Source organism: Streptomyces sp. NPDC037100, assembly GCF_055606225.1.
Genome location: NZ_JBVJSX010000003.1, coordinates 160,146 through 185,147, shown reverse-complemented (window position 1 = coordinate 185,147; position 25,002 = coordinate 160,146). Strand labels below are relative to the sequence as shown.

The following is a 25,002-nucleotide window of genomic DNA, read 5'->3' as shown; positions in this document are numbered from 1 at the left end:
CCCAAGGCTACCGGTGCGGGATGACCGCCCACGACTCACTATTGCGCTCGCGCCTTACGTACCGTTATGAGCGAATTGCGCGCAGTGTCAATATAGAAGACGTCTCTCCCCGGAACGTGGCATCCGACGGGCGCCATCTTGACTCTAATCCCTTGGACCGAAAGGGACTTGGGCCTCGGTTGTCCACAGCGATCCACACCCGGGCAAGAGTTATCCACAGGCTGTGTGGAAGATCTGTGGACTACGGAATTGATCACTCCGAATGGTCGGACCGTCCCATGAACTCCCATGACAAACCCCCTCCACTCTCACTTTCGAGTGGAAGTGGGTCACCTCGAAGGGTTACGCAAGGGAAAACAGTGGACGAAGGGTGACCTGCCCGGCGATAGGCGCATCAGGGGCCTACAGGGCGATTTGTCGACTGAGTTGCGCTTCGTTGTCGACTTGTCCCCAGGTCGAGAAGCGGACCTGTGGATAACTTCTGTGGATAACGGCGATCAGCAGGTACGACCAGCTCGGCACGGGCGGGAACCCGGACTAGAAACGCCCGTCCTGGCACCGCGCGACCCAGTCCGCCGCACCCGAGAACTCCTCGTCGGACGTCCCCAGCCGCGGCGGCTGCACATCCCCTGGCTGCACGTCCGCGCGCGGGTAGGAGCCCAGGTAGCGCACCTGGAGGCAGATCCGCTTCAGACCCATCAGGGCGTCGGCCACCCGGCGGTCGGAGATGTGGCCCTCGGCGTCGATGCAGAAGCAGTAGTTGCCGATGCCGGCGCCGGTGGGCCGGGACTGGAGCAGCATGAGGTTGATGCCGCGGGTGGCGAATTCGCCCAGCAGGTCACGCAGCCCGCCGGGGTGGTCGTCGCGCTGCCACAGCACGATCGAGGTCTTGTCCGCGCCGGTCGGCGCCGCGGGCCGGGCGGGCCGGCCCACCAGCACGAACCGCGTCTGGGCGTTCTCCGCGTCGTGGATCTGGGTCTCCAGGGCCTCCAGACCGTAGCGGGCGGCCGCGAACTCCCCCGCGAAGGCGGCGTCGTACTGGCCCTCCTGGACCAGTCGTGCGGCGTCCGCGTTCGAGGCGGCCGACTCCCAGTGCGCGTCCGGGAGGTGCTTCTTCAGCCAGTTGCGCACCTGCGGCTGCGCGGCCGGGTGGGCCGAGACGGTCTTGATGTCCGACAGCTTCGTGCCCGGGCGGACCAGCAGCGCGAAGGTGATCGACAGCAGCACCTCGCGGTAGATCATCAACGGCGCGCCGGCGACCAGCTCGTCGAGGGTGGTGGTGATGCCGCCCTCGACGGAGTTCTCGATCGGCACGAACGCGGCCTCGGCCTCGCCGGCGCGTACCGCGTCGAGCGCGGACTGGACGGACACGTACGGGATGAGCTCCCGGGTGGCGGCCTCGGGAAGCGTGCGCAGGGCGACTTCGGTGAAGGTGCCCTCAGGGCCGAGATACGCATAGCTCGCTGGCATGACCTCACCCTAATGGCCTTGCGGAAGCGCTATCCCCCACAAGCACGCACAGGGGTGAACTCTCACCCCTCCAGCAACTTCTGCCCCACGTACTCTCCCTCCGCGGCCCCGCCCGGCACGGCGAACAGTCCGCTCGACTCGTGCCGGATGAACTGCGACAGGGCGTCGCCGCGGTCGAGCTTGCGCTGCACCGGCACGAAGCCGCGCACAGGGTCGGCCTGCCAGCAGATGAAGAGCAGACCCGCGTCGGGCACCCCGTCGGTGTCGATGCCGTCGTGGAAGGAGAAGGGGCGGCGGAGCATCGCCGCGCCGCCGTTCTGGTCGGGCCGGGTGATGCGGGCGTGGGCGTTGATCGGGACGACCAGGTTGCCCTTGGCGTCCGTCTTCTCCAGGTCCATCGCCGTCGTCTCGCTTCCCCCGGACAGGGCCGCCCCGTCGGACTTGCGGCGCCCGATCACCTCCTCCTGCGCCTTGACGGAGAGCTGCTCCCAGTCGTCGAGGAGCATGCGGATCCGGCGGACGACGGCGTAGGAGCCGTTCGCCATCCAGGCCGGGTCGCCCGTCTCCGGCACGAAGATGCGCTGGTCGAAGTCGGACTCGGTCGGCTTGGGGTTGCGGGTGCCGTCGATCTGGCCCATCAGGTTGCGGGCCGTCATGGGGTGGGAGGTGGCGCCCGGTGAGCGGTTGAAGCCGTTCATCTGCCAGCGGACCTTCGCGGCCCGGCCCGCGTCCTTCTGGATCGCGCGCAGGGCGTGGAAGGCGACCAGGGCGTCGTTGGCGCCGATCTGCACCCACAGGTCGCCGTTGCTGCGCTTCTTGTCGAGGCGGTCGGAGGAGAACTCGGGCAGCGGGTCCAGGGCGGTCGGACGCTGCTTCTCCAGGCCGGTCCTCGCGAAGAAGCTGTGGCCGAAGCCGAAGGTGATGGTCAGCGACGAGGGCCCGGCGTCGCGGGCGACGTCCGTGTCCTCGTGGGAGCTCGGCTCACCCGCCATCAGCCGCCGGGCCGTCTCCGACCAGCGGCGGAGCAGGGCGGCGGCCTCCTTGCGGCCGGCGCCCGCCGCGAGGTCGAAGGCGACGAGGTGGCCGCGCGCCTGGAGGCCGTCGGTGATGCCGGGCTGATGTTTCCCGTGAAACATCGCCCGGTCCGTGCCGAGCGAGGTGAGCGGAGCGGCCGCTTCGGAGGGGGCGGCGGCGTAGCCCACGGCGGCGCCCGCCGTGCCGAGGACGAGTCCGGTGGCACCGGCGGTACCGAGCAGCCGCCGCCGTGAGATGCCCTCGTGGGCGGGGGTGGTTTCGCTCTCCCCAGGGCCGGCCTCGGGGGTGCGGGCCTTCGGAAGGGACTGGTCAGGCATGGTCGTTCAGCCGATCTGCGCGTTCTTGGAGACGGTCACCTCGTCGATGTCGGAGGTCCGCACGGTCACGTCGACCTGCCAGTCGCCGGCCATGGGGATCTGCACTCCGTTCGCTGACCAGTGTCCGGTCGCGAGGTGGTCGGGGACGACGGGCAGGGGCCCGATGTCCTTGGCTTTCAGGGTGAACTCGACCTTGACCTCGGGGATGTCGAAGGCCCGGCCGTTGGGACGCTCCACGTAGACGTGCATCTCGTTGTCGCCCACCCGGGCGGGGTCGAGGTCGATCGTGACGATGCCCTTGCCGTCCTCGCCGCCGGTGTCGAACGGCATGTTCAGGGTCAGCGCCCCGGAGGCGCCCGCGTCGGCGGAGGCGGAGGACGAGGTGGCCGCCTTGGCCTCCTGCTCGGTGCGTCCCGGCTCGGTCTGCGTCAGCACGGTGGTGACGGCGAGCAGCACGACCGCGATGCCCGCCTCGGTCAGCACGGAGCGGCGCAGCCCGAAGCGGTTCGGATCCGCGTCCCGCATCCGCTTCCGCCGTGCGGCGTCCCGGGCGGCCTGCTGCCGGGCGAGCTGCGCGGCACGTTCGGTGCCGGGGGGCTTGGGGCCGGCGGGCTTGAGGCCGGCGGGCTCGGTGCCGGGGGACTTGGGGCCGGCGGGCTCGGTGCCGGGCTGCTCGTCGGTGTCGAGGCCGGGGGCGGCCTCGTCGTCCCCCTCGCCGGGGGCGTCCCCGCTGCCCTTGCCGGAGGCGTCCCCGTTGCCGGCGGCTGCGGCCTCCACGCTCCCGGTACCGTCCGCGCCGTCCGCCCGCGCGCCGACCCGTTCCTTCTCCCGTACCTCCGGCACCTCCACCGATGCCGGCTCCGCCAGCCGCCCCGTCCACCGGCGCGAGATCCACGCGACGCCGACCAGGACGACCACGAGGGCGATCTTGGCGAGGAGGAGCCGGCCGTAGCGGGTGTCGGTGAAGGCCGACCACGAGCCGAGCTGGCGCCAGGACTGGTACGTCCCGGTCGCGATCAGGGCGAGGACGCTGCCGAAGGCGACCTGGGAGAAGCGGCGTACGGCCGCTGCGTCGACGGGCGTCTCGGCGGGCGCGCGGTACAGGGCGACCAGCAGCGCGCCGAGTCCGCCGAGCCAGGCGGCGACGGCCAGCAGATGGAGCACGTCGACCGGCATGGCGATGCCGGCCTGGAGACCGACGGAGGCGTGCTCGGACATCGCCCAGCTCGCCGCGAGCCCGGCCGCCACGACGACGCCGCCGATCGCGAGCCCGAAGGTCAGGTCCCGCTTCTCCTGGGCGTCTTCCCGCTTGTCGTACGCGCCGAACAGCACCGCGATGAACAGGGCCGCCGCGGCGAGCAGCAGCAGCCGGGACACCAGGGCCGCGCCGGTCTTGGTCTGCAGCACCTGCCCGAGCAGGGACAGGTCGAAGACGTCGGCGACCTTCCCGGAGCCCGTGAAGGAGCCGCGCAGGAGCAGCAGCGCGAGGGTCGCCGCGGTGAGCACGACCCATCCGGAGACGACGTACCGCTGGACCGGCCGCACCCCGGAACCGCGCCGCCAGCAGGCGAGCACGAAGGCGGCGCCGCCGGCCATCACGATGAACCCGGCGTAGGACACGTACCGCCCGAAGCCGTACAGCCAGCCCACGACCCCGTCGTCCGTCGACTGCCCGGAGACCGAGACCGAGGTCTTGGAGGGGGCGCCGATGGAGAAGGTGTAGGCGCCGGCGACGGGATGGCTGTCCGCCGAGACGACCTGGTAGGCCACCGTGTACGTGCCGTCGGGCAGCCCCGAGTGGAGCGGCACGGCGTACGTCGTGCCGCTGACGTTGGCCGGCTTGGCCGTGTCGACGCGCTTGCCCTCGGGGTCGAGCACGCGCAGCGAGTCGTCGGACAGCGCGACCTGCTCGGAGAAGGTGAGCGAGATCCGGGCCGGGGCCTTGTCGACCACCGCCCCCTGCCGGGGGTCGCTGCCGGTCACCGCGGCGTGCGCGGAGGCCGGGCCGGCTCCGGCGAGGAGTGCGCAGGCCGCGGCCAGGAGCAGCAGCACCAGTGTCCGGACGCGGGGGGCGATGGTCTGCGTCACAGGGGTCCCTCCCTTTAGTGTCCGGTCTTCGGCGTGTAGGTCGCGGGCTTCACCGGCATCTCGACCTTCACGGGGCCGGAGTGCGCGAAGTGCAGTTCGACGGAGACCGTCTGGCCTTCCTTCGGCTTGCTCTTCAGCTGCTCGAACATCAGGTGGTCGCCGCCGCTCTTCAGCTCCAGCCGGCCGCCTGCGGGGACCTTGAGGCTCTTGACCTCCTGCATCGCCCCGTCGATGGTCTCGTGCACGGTGACCTGCCCGGCGATGTCACTGGTGACCGAGGTGAGCTCGTCGGCGGCACCGCCCTTGTTGGTGACGGTGAGGAAGCCGGCCGCCATCTCGTCGGACACCGGCTGCGGCATGTACGCGGAGCCGGCGGAGAGTTCCGCCTTCCCGGAGCCGCTGTCGCCGGAGTCGCCCGAGTCCGGGCCGCCGCAGCCCGCCAGGGCCAGCGCTCCGGCTATGACCAGGGCCGCCGGGCCGAGCCGCCGCCTCACGGGTTCTCCCCCTTGACGATCTTGGGAAGGTCCTTGGTGTAGTCGTCGACGTCGGCGTCCTCGCCGTAGAGCACGTAGCCGCCGTCGGTCTTCGGGGAGAACGCGATGACCTGGGTGCCGTGCTCGGAGACGAGCTTGCCGTTCTTGTCCTTGTGCGTCGGTTCGATCGAGATGCCGAGGGTGCGGGCACCGGCCTGGATGGTCGCGAAGTCGCCGGTCAGACCGACGAACTGGCTGTCGATGCCCTTGAGCCACTTGCCGAGCTCGGCCGAGGTGTCGCGCTTGGGGTCGGTGGTGACGAACACCACGCGCAGCTCGTCCTGCTCGGCCTTGGGCAGCTGCTTCTTGGCGACGGCGATGTTGTTCATCGTCAGCGGGCAGACGTCGGGGCAGTGGGTGTAGCCGAAGTAGATCAGCGTGGGCTTGCCCGCGGTCTCCTTGCGGAGGTCGTACTTCTTGCCGTGCGTGTCGGTGAGGACCAGGTCGGGCTTCTCGAACGGCTTGTCGAGGACGGTGGCGGCCTTGTCGGATCCGGCCTCCTCGGACACGACGGAGACGGGCTTGCCGCTGTCGTCGCCGCTGCCGCAGGCGGTCAGGGTCAGGGAGGCGGCGGCGAGCAGCGCGGCCGCGGCGAAGGTTTTGGTGCGCATAGAAAAATGTCCCAGATGTCGGTGACCCGGCGCGCCCCGGGGTGTCCCCGCCCGGGGGGCGGGGGTCCGGCGCGCGCCGTCAACGGAAGCAAGCCTCAGGCGTCGGACCGCCGGCGCCCGGCGAGCACGCCGTAGGCGACGCCCGCCGCGCCGACCACGATGCCGACGATGCCCAGGACGCGAGCGGTGGTGTCGGTGCCGTCGGAGGAGGCGGAGTCGGAGGCGGCGGTGTGGGCGGAGGCCTTCTCGGCCGACTCGGCGTCGGAGTCCTCGTCGGCCGACGCGCCGTGGTGCCCGTCCTCGGAGGCCGCGGACAGCTCCAGCACCGGGGCCGGGTTGTCGGGCTCCTCCTGGCCCTTCTGGGGCACCTCGATCCAGCGGACGACCTCCTTGTTGGAGTACGTCTGGAGGGCCTTGAAGGCCAGCTGGTCGGTGTCCTCGGGCAGTTGGCCGACGGAGAGCGGGAACTTCTCGAAGTAGCCGGCCTCGATCCCCTTGCCCTCGGCGGTCCAGGTGACCTTGGTGACGGCCTCGGTGATCTTCTCGCCGTGCCTCTCCAGCGGCTTGTCCAGCTTGGACTTGGTGACGTCGATCTTCCAGCCCGGCATGGGCTCCGGCATGACGGAGGCCAGCGGGTGATCGGTCGGGAAGTTGACCTCGAGCTTGGTGGTCGAGGCATCGTCGCGCTCGTTGGGGACCTTGAAGTCGATGACCGCGTAGCCGCCCTTGGCGGCCGTGCCCTCGGGCTGCACGGTGACGTGCGCGAAGGCGGGGGCGGACAGAGCGAGAACGGTGATACCGGCGGCGGCACCGGCCGCGACGATACGGGAAGCCTTCATGGAAGGGGCACTCCGCTGTGAGTCGGTCTGGGTGTGGAAGGAGGGATCGCACACGCGCGTGCCGCACGACGGCGGCCCCTCCTCCGCGGGAGCGGAGTGGTGGTGGTCGCGTCGCGTCAGGCGGCGAGGGCGAGTGCGGCTGCGGAAGCCGCGGCGGTCGGCGGGCCGCGCCGGATCACCGTGTGCTGGAGCGCCGCCGTGCGAGGCATCGGGGGCGCGGACCGAGTGGTGTGCGCCGGGCGCGGGCCAATGTCCGGGGCTCCCGGAAGCCCGGCGCGCAGGGCGCGAACCAGAGCGAGAGCAGCCCGCAGGGAGCGCATGAGCGCCCCCTCGGCGACTCCCTGTGCCGACAACTCGGTGAGTCGCAGCAGAGCCAGGTCGCCGTGACGCAGCAGCCAGCCGGCGGCCAGTGCCGCGAGGAGGTGGCCGAGCAGCATCGGCAGGGACGGCCACAGCGACGCCGACGACCCGGACACGGTGTCCGCGGCCAGGTGCGGGTGCGCACCCGTGGGCGGCTGGATCCGGGCGTCGGTGAGGATCCTGTGGGCCTGCGCCGGGCTGATCGCCGCCGCCGTCGTGCCGCACACGAACCGCGCGGCCTGCTGGACCAGCGCGGCGTCACTCCCACCCGTCGGCGCCGAGGACGTGACGGCGGCCGTACCGTGCTGGCCGAGACCGAACAGTGTGTGCAGCACCGTCTGGCCGATCGCGAGCAACGCCGTGATCGCCGCCAGCGAGCGCACCCGCCCGGCGAGCGGAGCCGCCACCGCGGCCACTCCGAGGAATCCGGCGCTCAGCGTCCACAGCGGGATGCCGTCGCAGGAGGCGAGCGCGTGACCTGCCCCGGCCAGCACGACGCAGACCGCGGCGAACACCGCGGCCCGCAGGATCCGGAGCGTGTGTCCGGAGCGCGTCGCGCGCGCGTGGGGGGCAGTCATGGCGGGCTCATCATCGCACTGGCCCCGCAGGCCTCGTGCGGCAGGTCCACAAGATGCCGTACGACCGGAACCTCACGCTCTGGCCCCGCGCGCCCCCGGATGCGCCGATACCTTCCCCCACATACACCGGTCAGGACCAGCGCGCATCCGCCGTATGGGCGGCCTCACGTCAGCTTCACGCTTACACAGGGGGACTCAGGGCAATACGTAACGGTATGTCGAGCCGCAGCCAGGAGGCTGGAGCATGAGCATCTGGTGGTCACTCCATCTGCGGCGCGAAGCTGCCAGCGTGCCGCTCGCCCGCCGCCTGCTGCTCGGCACGATGGAGACCGCGGGCGTCGACCCGGACATCTCCTACGACCTCTCCGTCGCCCTCAGCGAGGCGTGCGCGAACGCCGTGGAGCACGGCGGGGACACAGGGCGCGGCCCCGGCTCGGAGGCGTACCGGGTCACCGCATACCTCGACGGCGAGAAGTGCCGGATCGAGGTCGCCGACGCGGGCCCGGGCTTCCCCGCGGCCTCCACCGGCCTGTCCCGCCCGCCGATCCGTCCCGCGCACTGCGACGCGGAGAACGGCAGGGGACTGTGTCTCATCGAGGAGCTCGCCGACCACGTCCACATCGGCAACAAGTCGGGCCGGGGCGGAGCCGTGGTGAGCTTCGACAAGGTCCTGAAGTGGCGTTCCGACGCCCCGCTGATGGCGGTCTGACCTCCCGCGGCGGAGCGGCGTTTCACGTGAAACAGCCGTGATTCACGTGAAACAGCGCTCGTGACCGGCAGCCCTACAGCGCTCCCCAGTCCAGCGTCGTACGCGCCAGCCCCGCCACATCCGTCAGCAGCGCCAGCCGCGCCGCCCGGAGCGCCGGGTCGGGGTCCATGACCAAGACCTCGTCGAAGAAGGTGCCGATCGCCTCGACCAGCGGGGCGGAAGCCTCGATCAGCGCGCCCAGATCGTCCTCGTGCCCCTGCAGCGCCTGACGCACGGCCTGCGCCTTCTCGGCGAGAGCCAGTTCGGCGGGCGCGGTCAGCAGGGATCCGTCGGCCGCCGCGACGCCGCCCTCGGGCAGGATGCGCACCACCCGCTGGAAAGCGGCGGCGAGAGCCTCGAAGGCCTCGCTGCCGATATGCCGTTCCAGCGTGGCGAGCGTGCGATCGCCATGGGCGGGCCGGTCGGCCCACACCAGTACGGCCTGGACGAGCCGGTGCTCGTGCCCGGCGTCCGTGAGCTGCTGCTCGTAGCGCCGGGTGATGAGCTCGGCGGCTTCGGCGACCCGCTCGGCGGGCACCTCGACGCCCTGCGCGGCATACCGGACGGCCGCCGCGCGCAGGCCCTCGCTCACCCGCACTCCGGCCACGGCGGGCACGCTCCGCAACACGTTGAGCAGCCCGATCGCGGCCCGGCGCACCCCATAGGGGTCGGAGCTACCGGTCGGAGCGGCGCCGATCAGGAACATGCCCGTCACCAGGTCGAACCGGTCGGCGAGGGACAGCACGGCCCCCGCGTCCCCGGTCGGCAGGGCGCCACCGGCGGAGCGCGGCAGTTCCATCTCGGCCAGCGCGCGGGCGACCTCGGCGGTCTCCCCGGCCCGGCGGGCGTATTCCTCGGCCATGACCCCGGCCAGACCGGAGAACTCGATCACCATCTGCGAGGCCAGGTCGAACTTGGCCAGCGCGCCGGCCCTCCGCACGACCTCCACCGACTCCTCCGGGAGCCCCGCCCGTCCGGCCAGGTCCTGGGCGAGGGAGGCGAGCCGGACGGCGCGGTCGGCGACCGTCCCCAGCCGGTCCTCGAAGGTCAGCTTGTCCAGCCGGCGGCGGAACTCCTCCGGCGCCACCTTCAGGTCCGCCCGCCAGAAGAACGCGGCGTCCTCGTAACGGGCCCGCAGCACCGCCTCGTTGCCCGCCCGCACCACGTCGTCGTCGCACAGGGCGTTGGCGAACGTCACGAAGTGCGGCATGAGCCGGTCGCCGTCCAGCACCGGCAGATAGCGCTGGTGCTTGCGCATCACGGTGGTCAGGACACTCGCGGGCAGTTCGAGGTAGCGCTCGTCGAACGAGCCCCGCACGGCGTACGGGAACTCCAGGATGTCGGTGATCTCGTCGATCAGTCCGGCCTGGTCCTCCACGTCGATGCGTCCGCCCACCTCGGCCGCCGCCTCCAGGGCGCCACGCACGACCGCGCCGCGCCGGGCATCGCGGTCGAGCAGGATGCCGTGCATGTGCAGGAAGTGCGGATAGCCCTCGGCGGAGGTCACCCGGACCTCCGGGTAGGGGGCCTGCCGCTGCACCCGTGTCGTGTCGCCGGACGACAGGGAGGAGACCACGACGGGCAGCGGAGTGCGCCCCAGCAGCGCGAGCAGCCAGCGCACGGGACGCGAGAACGACAGCCCCGGGTCGCTCCAGCGCATGTTGCGCCCGGCCCGCAGCCCGGAGACGACCTCGGCCAGCAGCTCGCTGAGCACCTCGACGGCCGGACGCCCCTCTTCGTGACGGGTGACCGCCACGTACTCGACCCCGTTGGCCTCGACGACCCGCACATCGGCCGGTTCGGCGCCCTGGCTGCGGGCGAAGCCCAGCAGCGCGGGTGTGGGGGCACCGTCCTTGTAGGCGGCGGCGACCTTGGGCCCGCGCACGGTCCGCATGGTGTCGCGCTCGCGCGGCTGCACACCGTCGACCGTGATCACGATCCGGCGCGGTGTGGCCAGCACGTTGATCGCGCCGTGCCCCAGCCGGGTCCCGGCGAGCTTGGCGGTGACCGACTCGCGCACCGCTTCGGTGGTGGCGGGGACATCGGCGTACGGCAGCTCCTCCACGCCGATCTCGAACAGCAGCGTCTCGGCCCCGGGCACCTTGGGCAACGGGCCCCGCTCGGCCGGAACCGGCGCGGGCGCCAGCCCGAGCGGATGCTCCAGCGCGGCGCGCCGCCGCTCCCACAGCTTCGCCGTCTCGTGCGTCAGCCCGCGCATCAGCGAGAACGCCTTGGCCCGCTCGGTGGTGCTGATCGCCCCACGCGCGTCGAGCACGTTGAAGGTGTGGCTGCACTTCAGCACGTACGTGTACGCCGGGACCGGAAGCTCCAGGTCCAGCAGGCGCCGGGCCTCGGCCGCGTAGGACTCGAACAGCCGGTGGTTGGTGTCGATGTCGGCGTCGTCGAGGTAGTAGCGGCTCATCTCGTACTCGTTCTGCCCGAACACCTCGCCGTAGGTGATGCCCGGCGCGTACGCGATGTCCTTGAAGTGGGACACGCCCTGAAGGTTCATCAGGATGCGTTCGAGGCCGTAAGTGATCTCCACCGACACCGGGTCCAGGGCGACGCCGCCGACCTGCTGGAAGTAGGTGAACTGGGTGATTTCCATGCCGTCCAGCCAGACCTCCCAGCCCAGCCCCCAGGCACCGAGGGCGGGTGAGGCCCAGTTGTCCTCGACGAACCGCACGTCGTGCGCGTTCAGGTCGACGCCCAGAGCGCGGAGGCTGCCCAGGTAGAGCTCCTGCGGGTTGCCCGGGTCGGGCTTGAGGATCACCTGGAACTGGGTGTGGGTCTGGAGCCGGTTGGGGTTCTCGCCGTAACGCGAGTCGTCCGGCCGCACGCTCGGCTCCACGTAGGCGACGCTCCACGGCTCGGGACCGAGCACCCGCAGTGCCGTGGCCGGGTTGGCCGTACCGGCTCCGACCTCGGTGTTCAGCGGCTGCGTGATCATGCAGCCGTTGTCGCTCCAGTACTTCTGCAGGGTGAGGATGGCGTCCTGCATGGTCAGCGCCGTCGATACGTTCTTCATGATGATCGCGCCTGTTCCCCGAGTCGGACCGGCAAGGTCGGCCATGATCTCATACGTCAACTATCGCTGACCTGCTGTTTCTTGACCGACCGGTCGGACGCGTGGGGGGACGGGCGCGGGGGTGGGTGCCACTGGATCGCCGTGGGCGGGAGCGGGTCCTCTATGGCTGGTCGCGCAGTTTCCCGCGGGCCCCCAGGGGGCGATGCAAAGGGGGCCCACAGCCGGGACCCATCCGTCTGATGGGTGGCACGCGCGACGAGCCACAGGTCACCCGCACCCGAACCTCAGCCCTTGAGCGACGCCATCCACGCCTCGACTTCATCCGAACGCCGAGGCAGCGCCGCACTCAAATTCCGGTTCCCGTCCTCCGTCACCAGGATGTCGTCCTCGATCCGCACCCCGATGCCCCGGTACTCCTCCGGCACGGTCAGGTCGTCGGCCTGGAAATACAGACCGGGTTCGACGGTGAGGCACATCCCCGGCTCCAGCGTGCCGTCGACGTAGGTCTCGACCCGCGCGGCGGCGCAGTCGTGCACGTCCATGCCGAGCATGTGCCCGGTGCCGTGCAGCGTCCACCGCCGCTGCAGCCCCAGCTCCAGCACCCGCTCCACGGGCCCTTCGACGAGCCCCCACTCGACGAGCCGCTCGGCCAGCACCCGCTGGGCGGCGTCGTGGAAGTCGCGGTACTTCGCGCCCGGCTTCACCGCCGCGATCCCGGCTTCCTGGGCCTCGTACACGGCGTCGTAGATCTTGCGCTGGATGTCGCTGAAGCGGCCGTTGACCGGCAGCGTGCGCGTGACATCGGCCGTGTAGTACGTGTGCGTCTCCACACCCGCGTCGAGCAGCAGCAGCTCGCCCGAGCGCACGGCTCCGTCGTTGCGCACCCAGTGCAGTGTGCAGGCGTGCGGCCCGGCCGCGGCGATCGTGCCGTAGCCGACGTCGTTGCCTTCGACTCGGGCGCGGAGGAAGAACGTGCCCTCGATGTACCGCTCGGAGGTCGCCTCGGCCTTGTCGAGGACCTTCACCACGTCCTCGAAGCCGCGCACGGTCGAGTCGACCGCCTTCTGCAGCTCGCCGATCTCGAACTCGTCCTTGAGCAGGCGCGCCTCGGAGAGGAAGACCCGCAGCTCCTCGTCGTGCTCGGCGGTGACCTTGTCGGTGAGGGCCGCCTCGATGCCGGCGTCGTACCCGCGCACGACCCGCACCGGGCCGGTGGCCTCCCGCAGGGCGCCGGCCAGCTCGCGGACGTCGGAGGCGGGGATGCCGTACAGCGTCCCGGCCTCGGTGAGGGAGTGCCGACGGCCGACCCACAGCTCGCCCTGGCCGTCCAGCCAGAACTCGCCGTTCTCGCGGTCGGAGCGCGGCAGGAGGTAGATCGTCGCCTCGTGGCCCTCGGCGGTGGGCTCCAGGACCAGGACGCCGTCCTCGGTCTGGTTACCGGTGAGGTAGGTGTACTCGACGGAGGCGCGGAAGGCGTACTCGGTGTCGTTCGAGCGGGTCTTCAGGTTGCCCGCGGGGATCACCAGACGCTCACCCGGGAAGCGCGCGGAGAGAGCGGCCCGGCGGGCGGCGGTCTCGGCGGCCTGGGGGATGGGCTCGAGGTCGCGCAGCTCGGTGTCGGCCCAGCCGCTCTTCATGTTCTCGGCCAGCTCGTCGGACACGCCCGGGTACAGTCCGTTCTTCCGCTGCTTGATCGGCTCTTCGCTCTCGTCCGGGGTCGCCGGTGTGAGCTCCTCGGCCACGGTCATCCTCCTCGATACGCCACTGGACCACCGTCCACTGTACGGCGGCGGGGAAGGGGGCCCAGGGCGATGACGAGGGGCGTTACTCGAACCGGACCGCCAGCAGGACGACGTCCTCGGCACCGTCGGCCGCGTCCAGCCCGTCCGGCAGCACGCTCCGCAGAACGTGGTCGCCGATGGCGCCGGGGTCGCCGCGCAGGGCCCGCGGCACTGAGGCCGCCGCCGCGTGCAGCCGGGCGAAGGCGCGGTCGGTGGCCTCGCCGGTGCGGTGCAGCAACCCGTCGGTGTAGAGCAGAACCGTCTCTCCGGGCTCGGCGAGGATCTCCACGCTGGGTGCCTCCCAGCAGGCGAGCATGCCCAGCGGGGCGGAGACGGAGGTCTCGACGAACTCGGTGCGGCGCTGTCCGATCAGCAGCGGTGGGCTGTGCCCGGCTCCGGCCAGCGTGATCTTGCGGGCGGCCGGTTCGCAGTAGCCGAACAGCGCGGTGGCCGAGCGGGCCGGTTCGGTCAGCCGCAGCAGCAGCTCCAGGTCGGACAGGACGGCGACCGGGTCCTCCCCCTCCATCACGGCGTATGCGCGCAGCGACGCCCGCAGCCGCCCCATCGCGGCGACGGCACTGGCCCCCGAGCCGGTGACGGATCCGACGGCCAGACCGAGGGCTGCGTCGGGCAGCGGCAGCGCGTCGTACCAGTCGCCGCCGCCGCGCGGTCCTGTGCGGTGCCGGGCTGCGAGCTGGACGCCGCCGACACGGGGCAGCCGCGTGGGCAGCAGTTCGTCCGACATGGTGGCCATGGACGTGCGGGTGCGTTCCAGTTCGAGGAGGCGGGCCAAGTGCTCGGCGGCGTACCGCACGTAGAGGCCGGCGAGATGGCGCTGCCGTTCGCCCGGTTCGGCGGGCTCGTCGTAGAGCCAGACGGCGGCGCCGATGCGGACGGCGGGGTCGGCGGTCAGGGGGAGGGCGTAGCTGGCGGCGTAACCGAGGCGGGCCGCGACCTCGCGGTGGCGGGGGTCGAACCCCTCCTGGGCGAAGAGGTCGGGGTCGGCGATGCCGCCCTGGTCGCCCGGCGACCCGTCGAGGATCCGGCCGTAGGACAGGGCGCTGCGCGGCACGGTCTCGATGTGGCCGAGATCGGCACGGGCGAGGCCCAGGCCGATGGTGGTGTCGGGGCCGAGTCCGTCGCCGGGTTCCATGACGACGAGGCCGCGCCGGGCACCCACCAGGGCGGCGCCGGCCCGCAGTACCTCCTGGAGCGCCTCGTCGAGTGTGGTGGTGCGGGTCAGGCGCTCGGTGAGCTCGTGCAGGGTGGTGAGGTCGGAGACCCACCCGGCGAGACGGTCCTGGAGCACGGCACCGGCGGGGGCCGGGGGGTTCGCGGGTACGGCCGGGGACGCGCCCGCCGCCACGGGCGCGACAGTGTGTGCGGGTGCAGGAACCGTTGAATCGATTCCAGCCACTTTCGGAGGGTGCGGAGCGTTCATGGCGTCCGGCCTTCCAACCGGTACGTACTGCTCAAAAGCATCGCAAACCCCCATGTCATTCTGCGTCGCTAGCAGTGTCTCCACATGTACACGCACTCGTAAGGAGATGTCCAGCATTGTCCTGCCGGGATTCCTGGTGTCCGTGTGGTGCGAGAGAACAACTCCCCTTCCTCTTGCGGAAATGCAAAGTTGGCTTAAAACTGCCTCAGGGGACGGCTTATTGCGGTCGACTGGGCTTGCTCGACGGAGCGTCACAACGGTCGTGATGGGTACCTACTCGGTGAAGGCCAGGGGTGGTTGGGAACCACCCGGAACCTGGTGACGGAACCGGGCGTCCTATCCACCGACGACCGTGCCCCATCCTCCCGTGGCGGAGGCGGAGAGAAATACGCGCGACGGCAAACGCCATACTTCGCCACCCCTACGCCACGCCCGTGCTTTCGACAGACGCAGTATGGGCGGGACAGCCGCGGAGGCAGCCCAGAGCTCGACCCATAGGGGTTCCCCTTGCTTCAAGCAGGGGTGTGATGCGCCAACAGGTACGCACAGTGAAGTGATCGACACATGATGTGATGTGGACCACGGTGTTGCCAGGCGTGCAACGGAAAGGAACGAGCGCTCATGCGCGAGATCCTCGGAAGGCGACGCAGGCTCTTGTCTCAGCGCAGCGACGGGAAGCCTGAGCTGATCGACGCGGCCCTGACCTACGCGACGCAGTGGCAGTGGCCCGTAATCCCGGGCGTGGCGGCGGACCCGCAAGGGCACTCCCGCTGCAGCTGCCCCGACCCCGACTGCACGGTGCCCGGCGCGCACCCCTTCGACCCCGGCCTCCTCGCGGCCACCACCGACGGACGCATGGTGCGCTGGTGGTGGGCCAACCGGCCCACGGCGCCGATCGTGCTGGCCACCGGCGGGCACGCGCCCTGCGCGGTCTCGCTGCCGGCCCAGCCGGCCGCCCGCGCCCTCGAGGCGCTCGACCAGATGGGCATGCGGCTCGGCCCGGTCGTCGCCTCATCCACCCGCTGGGCGATCCTCGTCAAGCCGTACTCCATGGCGCAGCTCGGGGAACTGCTCTACGCCAAGGACTTCGTGCCCGGCTCGCTCCGCTTCCACGGCGAGGGCGGCTACCTGGCCCTGCCGCCGTCCGAGACGGGCCAGGGCGAGATCCGCTGGGAGCGCGCGCCGCTGCACGGCTCGGCCTCACCGTGGGTGCCCGATGTCGAGGCCGTGGTGGACGCCGTGGTCGAAGCCCTCACTCGTACGGGTGTGAGCGCGCCCGAGTTCTAGGGCTGTCGGGCGCGCCGAGCCCGGCGCCCGCCCCGGCGCGTTAAGTTCCGGAACCATGCGGCGTCACGCCCGGGGCCGCTCCCGGGACCCTCGAAAGACCAGACTGCTCGCCCTCGCAGGCGTCGTGGCGGCGTGCGCGATCGCACTGCCGCTGGCGGTGGCGTCCGCGGGGCCGGTGGAGTCGGCAGGGGCCGAGCGGGCCGCGGTTTCGGTGGGCGCGGGCGCCCGCGCGTCCGGTGCCGGTGCCGGTGCCGACTCCCGTGCGTCCGGCTCCGGTGCCGACTCCCGCGCGTCCGGCTCCGCTGCCGTACGGTCTTCCCCGCGTTCCGACGACAAGGCACCCGGGGCGCCCTCCGACGCCCCCGGCCTTCCGGCGCTCGGCCAGGGGCTGTCGACCGCCCTGCGCTGCGGTCCCGAACTCTCCTCACCCGACGGCGTCGAGGCGCAGACCTGTGTGGTGACGCAGGGGGCGGAGACCTGGGCGCGGACCTACTACCGCAATACGACGGGCGAGGCGCTGGACGCCGCACTGAGCCTGATGGGTCCAGGCGACCGCACGGTGCGGATGACGTGTGCCCTGGAAGTGGAGGACGAGCCGGGGACGTGCGAGACGCCCCGGGAGCCCGCACGCGGGAACCCGGCGGCGTACACGGCCGTCGCGGAGTTCGCCGAGCGGGGCGGGCAAGGACCGCTGCTGCTGCGCTCGGGAAGCAACTAGTCTGCGAGAAAAGGTAGTTGCCGAGCTGCTGCGTTCCATGAACGGAAGCGGAGACGCAAAGACCCGGTTGCTGGCGACGGGGGATGCACCAGCAACCGGGCTACAGGAACGGTAACAAGAGATCGGCGGTTCGCAAATTCGAACTCGCCTTTCCAGTCACCGACTGGCTTGTCCCCGACGGGAGTTGTGACTCGGCGGGGTGCCGGAAGCGGGCCGGCCGGTGGACCGGCCGGCCGGACGCCGGGGCGGGCTTCAGCTGAGCGTGACCTGCCGGTTGGTGAGGCCACCACGGGCGCGGCGCTCGTCCGCGGTGAGCGGCGCGTCCGTCGCCAGAGCGGCGGCGAGGCGCTCGGCGAACTCCGCAGCGGGCTTCTCCACGTCCTCGGCGGTGACCCCGCTGGGCAGGTCCCACACCGGCACCGTGAGCCCGTGAGCGCGGAAGGAGCCCACCAGGCGGGTGCCTTCGCCGAGGCTGGAACGGCCCGCGGCGTGCAGCCGGGCGAGGGCGTCCAGAAGCAGCTCCTCGGCGTGCGGCATGACCCACCGCAGATGGTTCTTCTCCGGCGTCTCGCACCAGTACGCGGCGTCCACGCCCTGGAGCTTGACGGTCGGGATGGCCGCGGCGTTGGCCCGCTCCAGGGAGGCGGTCACGTCGGGCGTGGCGTTCTCCGGGTCCGGCACCCAGAACTCGAAGCCACTGTGCACTTCTGGCTCGAAGGCGCCCTCGGGGTCGAGCAGATCCTGCAGCCGCGGGCTGTCGGCCGGGGCGCGGCGGCCCTGGACGGGCGTGCCGGGCTGGGCTTCGAGGGCGCGCTGGAGGGTGTCGGCGAGGTCGCGGCTGATGTCGCCGGACGAGGTGTCGTTCTGCAGGCCGATCAGGACCGAGCCGTCGTCGCGGCGCAGAGCCGGCCAGGCCATGGGCAGGACCGTGGCCAGGGTGACCGCCGGGACACCCTCGGGCAGGCCGCCCTTGAGGGTCAGCTCGACCGTGGCCGCCGGGACCAGCTCGCGCAGGGCCACCCAGTCGCACTCGCCGGGCAGGCCCTCGAAGGGGCGGTGCACCAGCTCGGTCGCGGCGTGCGAGGCGGCCCGGCCGTGACAGGCCTTGTAGCGGCGGCCGCTGCCGCAGGGGCAGGGCTCACGAGCGCCGACGACCGGGACGTCTCCCTCAGCACCTGCGGTGCGGGCCCCGCCCGTGGTCTGCGGGCGCTTGGCCTTGGTCTGGGGTCGCTTCTTGGCCATCGATGGGTCTCCCGGTTACGGCTCGTCTCGTACGGTCGCGAGCCTAGCCGTTCGTGCCCCGGGCCACGGGGTCCTGTGGACAACACCCGACCCGTGCGGCGTACGCGCTCGATCTCCCTCGGTTTCTGTCCCCGCTGGTTCCTGCCCCGCCGGTTTCTGCCCCGGCCGGTTTCTGTCCCCGTCGGGCTCGGTCCCGGCCGGTTTTCTGTCCCGGCCGGTTCCTGTCCCCGTCGGGCTCGGTCCCCGTGGGCTCAGTCCATGTCCTCGAAGGCGTCCGCGAAGTCCAGCCCGGGTATCTGGGAGACCGCGGGGGCGGCGATGCGCGTCGCGAAGTCGTCGCGGCGGTGGCCGGCGTCCGGATCGTGCACGTCGTCGTGGACGATGACCCACACGGTGACCTCGCCGCGGATGTCGTCCCGTACGCCCCAGTCGTCGGCGAGGGCGGTGATGATGTTCAGCCCGCGGCCGCCGTGCGCCGTGACCGACGGGGTCGCGGGGGCGGGGCGGGTCGGGCCGCCGCCGTCCGTGACCTCCACGACGAGCCGGCCGGCCGGCTCCACGCGCCACGCGGCCCGGACGTCACCGTCACCGGACAGCGCGTCGCCCAGGGGCCTGCCGTGCTTGCACGCATTGCTCAAGAGCTCGGAAAGGATCAGTACGGCGTCGTCGATGACCGATTCCGCGACTCCACCTCTGCGCAACTGCGTACGCATCCGGTGTCTCGCTTCCCCCACGCCCGCAGGGCCATGGGGAACGGCCATGCTCGACGACGTGGGCACCTCCTGTGCCACCACCAACGCCACCCCCGAGACCTCCTTCGCCCCACGCCACGGTGTGGATGCCCCATTGGCCTGTACCGGAAACCGGCCAATCCACGTCCGGTGACGCATTCACCACGACCGAATACGCATCGAACGCGCCGGAGCACTCCCTGTGATTGCTGGCCGGAAATCATCGGTGTGGCCGAGAGGGGAGGATCCCGTCCGGCATGGTGCGAGGTCAAGAGGTGTGCGTGGGCCTGGTGGGACTTGAGAGGTTGGTCGCATCCGGGGGCGGACGTCAGCGGCCGAGCTGGTCCAGCACCGCGCGTGGGCGGTTGGTGATGATGGCGTCGACGCCCAGCTCGACGCAGTGGTCCACGTCCCCGGGCTCGTTCACGGTCCACACGTGCACCTGGTGGCCGGCCTGCTTCAGTCGCTCGATGTACGTGGGGTGATTGCGCACGATGCGGAGGGAGGGGCCCGCGATCCGCACGCCCGGGGGCAGCCGTCCGTCACGCAGCCGGGGTGAGAGGAACTGCGTCAGGTAGACCGTCGGAAGCGTGGGCGAGGCGGCGCGCACGCGGTGCAGCGAGCGGGCCGAGAAGCTCATGACACGCACCTGTGACTCCGCCGCGGAGGCCGGGGTGTCGAGGCCGAACCGCTTCAGCAGGTCCAGCAGCCGCTCCTCGACCTGCCCGGCCCAGCGTGTGGGGTGCTTGGTCTCGATGGCCAGCTCTACGCGGCGCCCGGCGTCGGCGACGAGTTCCAGCAGCCGCTCCAGGGTGAGTACGGATGTCGCCTCGCGGTCCTCCGGGCGGTGCTCCCAGTCGGGTTCCTCGTCGCGTCCCTTCCAGGCCTCGCCCGTCTTCCAGGAGCCGAAGTCCAGGGCGGCGAGGTCGGCCAGCTCCAGCGCGGAGACCGCGCCGCGGCCGTTGGACGTACGGTTGATCCGGCGGTCGTGTACGCACACCAGGTGTCCGTCGGCGGTCAGGCGCACATCGCATTCGAGGGCGTCCGCGCCGTCCTCGATCGCCTTGGTGTACGCGGCCAGGGTGTGCTCCGGGGCGTCCTCGGAGGCTCCGCGGTGGGCGACGACTTGAATCACGTGCTGTCGTGCGTGGGTCACCGCGTCATGGTGCCACCGAGTGTGGGTACGCGTCCGGTCGGACGGGCTCGACGGAGACGCAGGTCCGGACGGAGGCATTGGGATTGCATCCTTTTCGCCGGTAATGACCTATATAAAGAATGGCCTCGGACGCACAGCCACCGCTTATGGTGCCCTGACGGCCTATGGGAAAAGCTGACGGCATACAAAGGGACAAGCTCAGCTGTATCGCGCCGGACCCGTCGACCGGCGTGAAAAGGCGTGAACGCATGCGACCCGGAAACGGCCGTGGATCTAGGAGAGAAGCTGTGAGCACCGAGAACGAGGGCACCGCGGTACCCCCCGCCCCGTCCGCACCCCCCGTGCCGGTGGACGCTCCCGCTGCTCCGGCGCCCCAGGGACAGGCCCACCAGGGGCCGTACGGACAGGACGCCCAGGGACAGGTCCCCCAGGGAGAGGCCCCCCAGGGACAGGCCCCCCAAGGGCAGGCCTCCCAGGGACAGGTCCCCCAGGGACAGGTCCCCCAGGGACAGGGCGGCGCCGGCCACCCCGGCGTCTCCTCTTCCGCTCCCGACCCGTCCTGGCCCCCGCCCCCGCCGCCGACCGCCCCGTACGGGGACGGCGGTTCCGGGTCCGGCTCGGGCGGCTGGGGTTCGACGTACCAACAGCCGGCGCCGGCTGCCGGTCGCAGGCGCGGCGGTCTGGTCGCCGCGGTCCTGGTGGCCGCGCTGGTCGCGGGCGGCGTGGGCGGCGGGCTCGGGTACGTACTGGCGAAGGACAACGACGAGAGCACCGGTTCGACGACGGTCTCGGCCTCCTCGAACGGCGGCGACGTCAAGCGCGATCCGGGCACGACCGCGGGAGTCGCCGCAAAGGCGCTGCCGAGCACGGTCACGATCGAGGCCGAGAGCACCAGCGGCGAGGGCGGCACCGGCACGGGCTTCGTCTTCGACAAGCAGGGCCACATCGTCACCAACAACCACGTGGTGGCGGACGCGGTGGACGGCGGCAAGCTCACGGCGACCTTCCCGAGCGGCAAGAAGTACAACGCCGAGGTGGTCGGTCACGCGCAGGGCTACGACGTGGCGGTCATCAAGCTCAAGGACGCCCCGTCCGACCTGAAGCCGCTCACCCTCGGCGACTCGGACAAGGTGGCCGTCGGCGACTCGACCATCGCGATCGGTGCCCCCTTCGGCCTGTCCGACACGGTGACGACGGGCATCATCAGCGCCAAGAACCGCCCGGTGGCCTCCAGCGACGGCAGCGGCAGCCAGGCGTCGTACATGAGCGCCCTGCAGACCGACGCCTCGATCAACCCGGGCAACTCCGGCGGTCCGCTGCTGGACGCTCAGGGCAATGTCATCGGCATCAACTCCGCGATCCAGTCCACCGGCAACGGCGGCTTCGGCACCGGGCAGTCGGGCTCGATCGGCCTGGGCTTCGCCATCCCGATCAACCAGGCCAAGTACGTCGCCCAGGAGCTGATCAAGAACGGCAAGCCGGTGTACGCGAAGATCGGCGCGTCCGTCTCCCTGGACGACAGCTCCGACGGCGCGCAGATCACCGACCAGGGCGCGGGCGGCGCGGCCCCGGTCGAGCCGGGCGGCCCGGCGGCCAAGGCGGGTCTCAAGCCGGGCGACGTCATCACCAAGCTCGACGACCGGGTGATCGACTCCGGCCCCACCCTGATCGGCGAGATCTGGACCCACCAGCCCGGCGACAAGGTCACGATCACCTACGAGCGCGGCGGCAAGCAGCACACGGTCGACGTCACACTCGGTTCCCGCGTCGGCGACAACTGACCCCCACCCGCCCGCACCGACCCGTTACCCTTGTCCCCGCGCCGCCGATCACGGTCGGCGCGGGGAGGCGTGCCCGAGCGGCCGAAGGGAACGGTCTTGAAAACCGTCGTGGCAGCGATGTCACCGTGGGTTCAAATCCCACCGCCTCCGCAGAGGTCAGAGACCTAGCAGGTCAAAAGGGGTGCAGCTCTCCGGAGCGGCACCCCTTCTGTATGACCGTGTCTCATCCTTTCTCGCACGTATCCCAACGCTGACCAGTGCGTATGGGCCATCTGTGGGCCAGGATGAGGAGCGGTTCGCGCGCATGCGGTCGGCGGCCGTGCCGCCGACGCCCATACGACCCTGACGTACCCGGTGACCTCAGGCGCACAGGGGCGCCGCCCCGGAGCAGGTGCCGAGAGCAGCGAAAACGCCGTAGAGGTGCGAGAGAACAGACGGAACAGGGTGGCCGGGGGCGATGGCCTTCCCTCCACCCAGCGCGGACACTCGGCTGGGCATGGAGTCGCATGACGGCCGTCACGGTCGGCGTGTGCTGGCGGTCAAGCCACCGCCGACCCCCGGGCGGCTCTCCCCGAGAAGCAGCTCACCCCACTCCTTGACCGACTCTGGGGAGTTCGGCGGCAAGGTGCAGTCCGACGCCTTCAGGGCGACGATCTGACCGGGCCGCATGGCCGCGTAGTACAGGCAGCCGAAGAACGCGTGCAGGTGCTCACCGCGTGGTCCGGAGTCGCGGACGGGCGGACGCGTACTCGTTCTGCCACTCGGACGGCGAGACGGTCGCTGAGGTGGCTTCGGTTGGTCATGTGGCTTTGGGGCTCTGCGGGTCCTCCGCTCGCGCGAACCCGTTGCTCCGTTCCACTTTCGCCACGTGCAGCGTGTAGCTCTGGTACCACTCGGCTCGCCCGCGCATTTGCGCCGCGCGGTGCTCGGCGTTGCACCGCCACTGGGTGAGGGCGTCGGCGTCGCGGAAGTACCCGACGGTGATGGCCAGCCCACCAGGAGTCTGCGCGTAGTCCGTCCCCAGAAACCCGGGGACGTCCTTCACCAGGTCTTCCATGCGTGCGGCGGTCTCGCTGTAGCCACTCTGGTCCCGGGTTCGCACCGCAGTGAAGACAGCCACGTAGTAGGGGGGTTCAAAGGCCCCGACAGGCACGACGGGCGCTTCCGAGCGATCGCTCATGGCGCCATCCTGAGGCAGGGTGCGCCGCCGCGCGTCCACCTCGATCTCGATCTTCATGCGGGGGTCGGAGAGGCCGCACATGGACATCGTGGCGGCCGGCCGAACCTCGCCGAAGTAGCGGCGCAGGACCGGCCAGCAGGGCTCGAAGTCTTCGCGGTCGGGCAGTAGGTAGCGCACGCGCACCACGTCGGCGAAGGTGCACTTCGCCTCGGCCAGTGCGGCCTCGATGTTGCGCAGGCACTGCTCGGCCTGCTCCACCACGTCGTCGGAGATCGTCATGGTGGCGTAGTCAAACCCGGTCGTCCCGGACACATGCACCCAGTCGCCGTCGACCACCGCACGGGCATAGCCGATCTGTTCCTCAAAGGTCGAGCCGCTGAGGATCGCGCGTCGCTCTGTCATGCGCCGACGCTAAATGACCAGCATTAATACGTCTAATACGGCAACATGCGTGGTCTGATATCTCTGGGCGTATGGAGCGCCCCGAACTCCCCCTACCGCAGCTTCACGCCTTCGTCGTGCTCGCTGAGGAACTCCACTTCGGCCACGCGGCCGCCCGACTGGGCATCGCCCAGCCGCCGCTGAGCCAGCAGATCCGCCGCTTGGAGGAGAAGGTCGGCCACGCGCTGTTCACCCGTGCCCCAGGGCGTGTCACGCTGACCCCGGCGGGCAGCGAACTGCTGCCCGCCGCCAGGCGGGTACTCACCGACGTCGCGGACGGTCTGGCCGCAGCCCGGGCCGTCGGCAGTGGCCGGGCCGGCTGCCTACGGATCGGCTTCGCCGCCTCCCTCGCTCTGACGATCCTGCCCGGCCTGCTGCGCACCTTCCGTCACCAGTCTCCTGGCGTGCACCTGGACATCCACGAGATGACCACCGCTCCGCAGATCGCCGCCCTGCATGACAAGACCATCGACATCGGTCTACTGCGCGAGCCCCCTACCGACGAGACACAGCTCGGCTTCAGGACGGTACTCAGCGAGCCCTTCGTGGCCGTGCTGCCGTCCACCCATCCTCTGGCCGCCCAACGGACCGTCCAGCTTGGACGGTTGGCGGACTCGCCCTTCGTGCTGTTGCCCCGCACAGTCGGCCCGACACTGCATGATCAGATCATCGGCCTGTGCACCGCAGCAGGGTTCACACCGCAGGTAGTCCAGCACGCGGTGGAGTGGCAAACCGTGTGCGCCCTCGTGGGAACCGGTCTGGGCGTCTCCTTGGCCCCGGCGAGCATCCGACGCATCCGCCTCAAAGGCGTCGCCTTCCGCAGGATCGAGCCCGGCACCGCCCGCACACGAGTGGCCGTCGCCTGGCGCGAGAACGACCATAATCCCCTGGTCACAAGCCTGCTGGCGACCATCAGTCAAGATCCGCCGGACAGCCCTGGGTCGTTTCGAATCGTGGACCGTACCCAGGACGCCGAGAAGGCGCCATCCTCTCCCCGGTAAGGGGCGAGGTTGGCGCCTGTGGTCGGAGCGCCGCCGGATCTGTTCGCCGTCGTCAGCCTCCAAGCCCGCCCCTTCTACGTGGGGTCTCTCTCACCCTGATCCGGCTGTGCCGCATGGTTGATCAGAGCGTGTGGACCGGGCGTGGATCAAGAATCCGCGCGTGCAGCCGCCTGGCATCGGCCGTGACTCGCAGGTGACCGGCGCAGCTGATTGCCGGACGCAGGGAGACCGAGCGATGTGGGTGGGCTGCCCGTGGGGCACATCCCTGGCCACCAGAACCGGCTCCCACTGCCCGGCTCGGACCAAGGCCCGGGCGAGAGGCGCCGACGCCGGCTGACCCACGGCCTCGGGGCCCCGAATGACGCGATCCCGAGGCCGCCGGTCACCAGTCAGCCTCGACCGGAGAGAAGCGCGGCCCGGCCTGCATGGGGGGAGCAGGCCCTGGACCGCTACGCCCTGCCAGTATCACTGGTCCGACGAGCACAGCCCGGCAGCGACATGCAGCGTCTCGGCACCGGCGAGCGACAGGGTCCGCTGCATCCGCTGTACCTCGTCGGTGGCCCGTGGCCGCCGCTCCTTGTCTCCGCCACCGAGCAGTGTGGGCAGCCGCGGGCTGCCACTGTGCGCTGTGTTCAG

The 25,002-nt window shown here is 71.0% G+C and carries 19 protein-coding genes, 1 tRNA gene and 1 pseudogene; 6 read left to right on the top strand and 15 right to left on the bottom strand.

Annotation, left to right across the window (positions count from 1 at the left end):
* Positions 1 to 537: 537 nt before the first annotated feature.
* From pheA to ACZ7EG_RS10885, 7 genes are all read right to left on the bottom strand, one after another.
* The gene (gene pheA, locus ACZ7EG_RS10915; RefSeq protein ID WP_471075357.1) at positions 538 to 1,470 is read right to left on the bottom strand and encodes a prephenate dehydratase; all 933 of its coding nucleotides are present in this window, start codon (positions 1,468 to 1,470) and stop codon (positions 538 to 540) included.
* A gap of 62 nt (positions 1,471 to 1,532) precedes the next feature.
* Entirely contained in the window at positions 1,533 to 2,822 is a 1,290-nt protein-coding gene (gene efeB / locus ACZ7EG_RS10910; RefSeq protein WP_471075354.1) for an iron uptake transporter deferrochelatase/peroxidase subunit, read from the bottom strand.
* A 6-nt stretch (positions 2,823 to 2,828) separates the two neighbouring features.
* Positions 2,829 to 4,910, bottom strand: a complete 2,082-nt coding sequence (locus tag ACZ7EG_RS10905; protein ID WP_471075351.1) for a copper resistance CopC/CopD family protein — start codon at positions 4,908 to 4,910, stop codon at positions 2,829 to 2,831.
* Between the two features lie 14 nt (positions 4,911 to 4,924).
* On the bottom strand, positions 4,925 to 5,404 hold the full coding sequence (locus ACZ7EG_RS10900; protein WP_471075348.1) for a copper chaperone PCu(A)C: 480 nt from the start codon (positions 5,402 to 5,404) through the stop codon (positions 4,925 to 4,927).
* Complete coding sequence (locus tag ACZ7EG_RS10895) at positions 5,401 to 6,054, bottom strand: SCO family protein (RefSeq protein ID WP_471075345.1); 654 nt, start codon at positions 6,052 to 6,054, stop codon at positions 5,401 to 5,403. Before ACZ7EG_RS10895 ends, ACZ7EG_RS10900 begins: the two co-directional genes overlap by 4 nt.
* A gap of 95 nt (positions 6,055 to 6,149) precedes the next feature.
* On the bottom strand, positions 6,150 to 6,893 hold the full coding sequence (locus tag ACZ7EG_RS10890; RefSeq protein WP_471075342.1) for a YcnI family copper-binding membrane protein: 744 nt from the start codon (positions 6,891 to 6,893) through the stop codon (positions 6,150 to 6,152).
* Positions 6,894 to 7,009: 116 nt separating this feature from the next.
* Positions 7,010 to 7,831 (bottom strand): hypothetical protein, encoded by an 822-nt coding sequence (locus tag ACZ7EG_RS10885; protein ID WP_471075339.1) that lies wholly within the window; start codon positions 7,829 to 7,831, stop codon positions 7,010 to 7,012.
* A 244-nt stretch (positions 7,832 to 8,075) separates the two neighbouring features.
* Between ACZ7EG_RS10885 and ACZ7EG_RS10880 the strand changes: the two genes are divergently transcribed.
* Positions 8,076 to 8,540, top strand: coding sequence for an ATP-binding protein (locus ACZ7EG_RS10880; RefSeq protein ID WP_471075336.1), 465 nt, complete (start codon positions 8,076 to 8,078; stop codon positions 8,538 to 8,540).
* A 73-nt stretch (positions 8,541 to 8,613) separates the two neighbouring features.
* Here ACZ7EG_RS10880 and ACZ7EG_RS10875 read toward each other — a convergent pair whose 3' ends face one another.
* The 3 genes from ACZ7EG_RS10875 to ACZ7EG_RS10865 all read right to left on the bottom strand — a co-directional run bounded on the left by ACZ7EG_RS10875 (position 8,614) and on the right by ACZ7EG_RS10865 (position 14,946).
* Positions 8,614 to 11,607 (bottom strand): glycine--tRNA ligase, encoded by a 2,994-nt coding sequence (locus ACZ7EG_RS10875; protein WP_471075333.1) that lies wholly within the window; start codon positions 11,605 to 11,607, stop codon positions 8,614 to 8,616.
* A gap of 284 nt (positions 11,608 to 11,891) precedes the next feature.
* The gene (locus ACZ7EG_RS10870) at positions 11,892 to 13,355 is read right to left on the bottom strand and encodes an aminopeptidase P family protein (RefSeq protein ID WP_471075330.1); all 1,464 of its coding nucleotides are present in this window, start codon (positions 13,353 to 13,355) and stop codon (positions 11,892 to 11,894) included.
* 76 nt (positions 13,356 to 13,431) lie between these two features.
* The gene (locus ACZ7EG_RS10865; RefSeq protein WP_471075327.1) at positions 13,432 to 14,946 is read right to left on the bottom strand and encodes a PP2C family protein-serine/threonine phosphatase; all 1,515 of its coding nucleotides are present in this window, start codon (positions 14,944 to 14,946) and stop codon (positions 13,432 to 13,434) included.
* Between the two features lie 504 nt (positions 14,947 to 15,450).
* On the opposite strand from ACZ7EG_RS10865, the gene ACZ7EG_RS10860 reads away from it, so the two are divergent.
* Both ACZ7EG_RS10860 and ACZ7EG_RS10855 read left to right on the top strand, forming a co-directional pair.
* A complete protein-coding gene (locus ACZ7EG_RS10860) occupies positions 15,451 to 16,116 on the top strand; it encodes a bifunctional DNA primase/polymerase (protein WP_471075324.1) in 666 nt (221 codons plus the stop codon).
* 55 nt (positions 16,117 to 16,171) lie between these two features.
* A complete protein-coding gene (locus ACZ7EG_RS10855) occupies positions 16,172 to 16,834 on the top strand; it encodes a hypothetical protein (protein WP_471075321.1) in 663 nt (220 codons plus the stop codon).
* A gap of 252 nt (positions 16,835 to 17,086) precedes the next feature.
* On the opposite strand, the gene ACZ7EG_RS10850 is transcribed toward ACZ7EG_RS10855, so the two are convergent.
* The 3 genes from ACZ7EG_RS10850 to ACZ7EG_RS10840 all read right to left on the bottom strand — a co-directional run bounded on the left by ACZ7EG_RS10850 (position 17,087) and on the right by ACZ7EG_RS10840 (position 19,963).
* On the bottom strand, positions 17,087 to 18,076 hold the full coding sequence (locus ACZ7EG_RS10850) for a DUF5926 family protein (protein ID WP_471075318.1): 990 nt from the start codon (positions 18,074 to 18,076) through the stop codon (positions 17,087 to 17,089).
* Positions 18,077 to 18,327: 251 nt separating this feature from the next.
* A complete protein-coding gene (locus tag ACZ7EG_RS10845; RefSeq protein WP_471075315.1) occupies positions 18,328 to 18,966 on the bottom strand; it encodes an ATP-binding protein in 639 nt (212 codons plus the stop codon).
* 169 nt (positions 18,967 to 19,135) lie between these two features.
* Positions 19,136 to 19,963, bottom strand: a complete 828-nt coding sequence (locus ACZ7EG_RS10840; protein ID WP_471075312.1) for a glycerophosphodiester phosphodiesterase — start codon at positions 19,961 to 19,963, stop codon at positions 19,136 to 19,138.
* A 287-nt stretch (positions 19,964 to 20,250) separates the two neighbouring features.
* On the opposite strand from ACZ7EG_RS10840, the gene ACZ7EG_RS10835 reads away from it, so the two are divergent.
* Both ACZ7EG_RS10835 and ACZ7EG_RS10830 read left to right on the top strand, forming a co-directional pair.
* Positions 20,251 to 21,744 carry a S1C family serine protease gene (locus tag ACZ7EG_RS10835; RefSeq protein WP_471075309.1) on the top strand — a complete coding sequence of 498 codons (1,494 nt, stop codon included), beginning with the start codon at positions 20,251 to 20,253 and terminating at the stop codon, positions 21,742 to 21,744.
* Positions 21,745 to 21,807: 63 nt separating this feature from the next.
* Positions 21,808 to 21,894: transfer RNA gene (locus ACZ7EG_RS10830), tRNA-Ser, on the top strand.
* Positions 21,895 to 22,543: 649 nt separating this feature from the next.
* On the opposite strand, the gene ACZ7EG_RS10825 is transcribed toward ACZ7EG_RS10830, so the two are convergent.
* Positions 22,544 to 22,924, bottom strand: a complete 381-nt coding sequence (locus ACZ7EG_RS10825; RefSeq protein ID WP_471077036.1) for an antibiotic biosynthesis monooxygenase family protein — start codon at positions 22,922 to 22,924, stop codon at positions 22,544 to 22,546.
* A gap of 90 nt (positions 22,925 to 23,014) precedes the next feature.
* Positions 23,015 to 23,326, bottom strand: a pseudogene (locus ACZ7EG_RS10820) (RidA family protein); the annotation flags it as partial.
* Between the two features lie 71 nt (positions 23,327 to 23,397).
* On the opposite strand from ACZ7EG_RS10820, the gene ACZ7EG_RS10815 reads away from it, so the two are divergent.
* Positions 23,398 to 24,366, top strand: coding sequence for a LysR family transcriptional regulator (locus ACZ7EG_RS10815; RefSeq protein ID WP_471075305.1), 969 nt, complete (start codon positions 23,398 to 23,400; stop codon positions 24,364 to 24,366).
* Positions 24,367 to 25,002 lie beyond the last annotated feature (636 nt).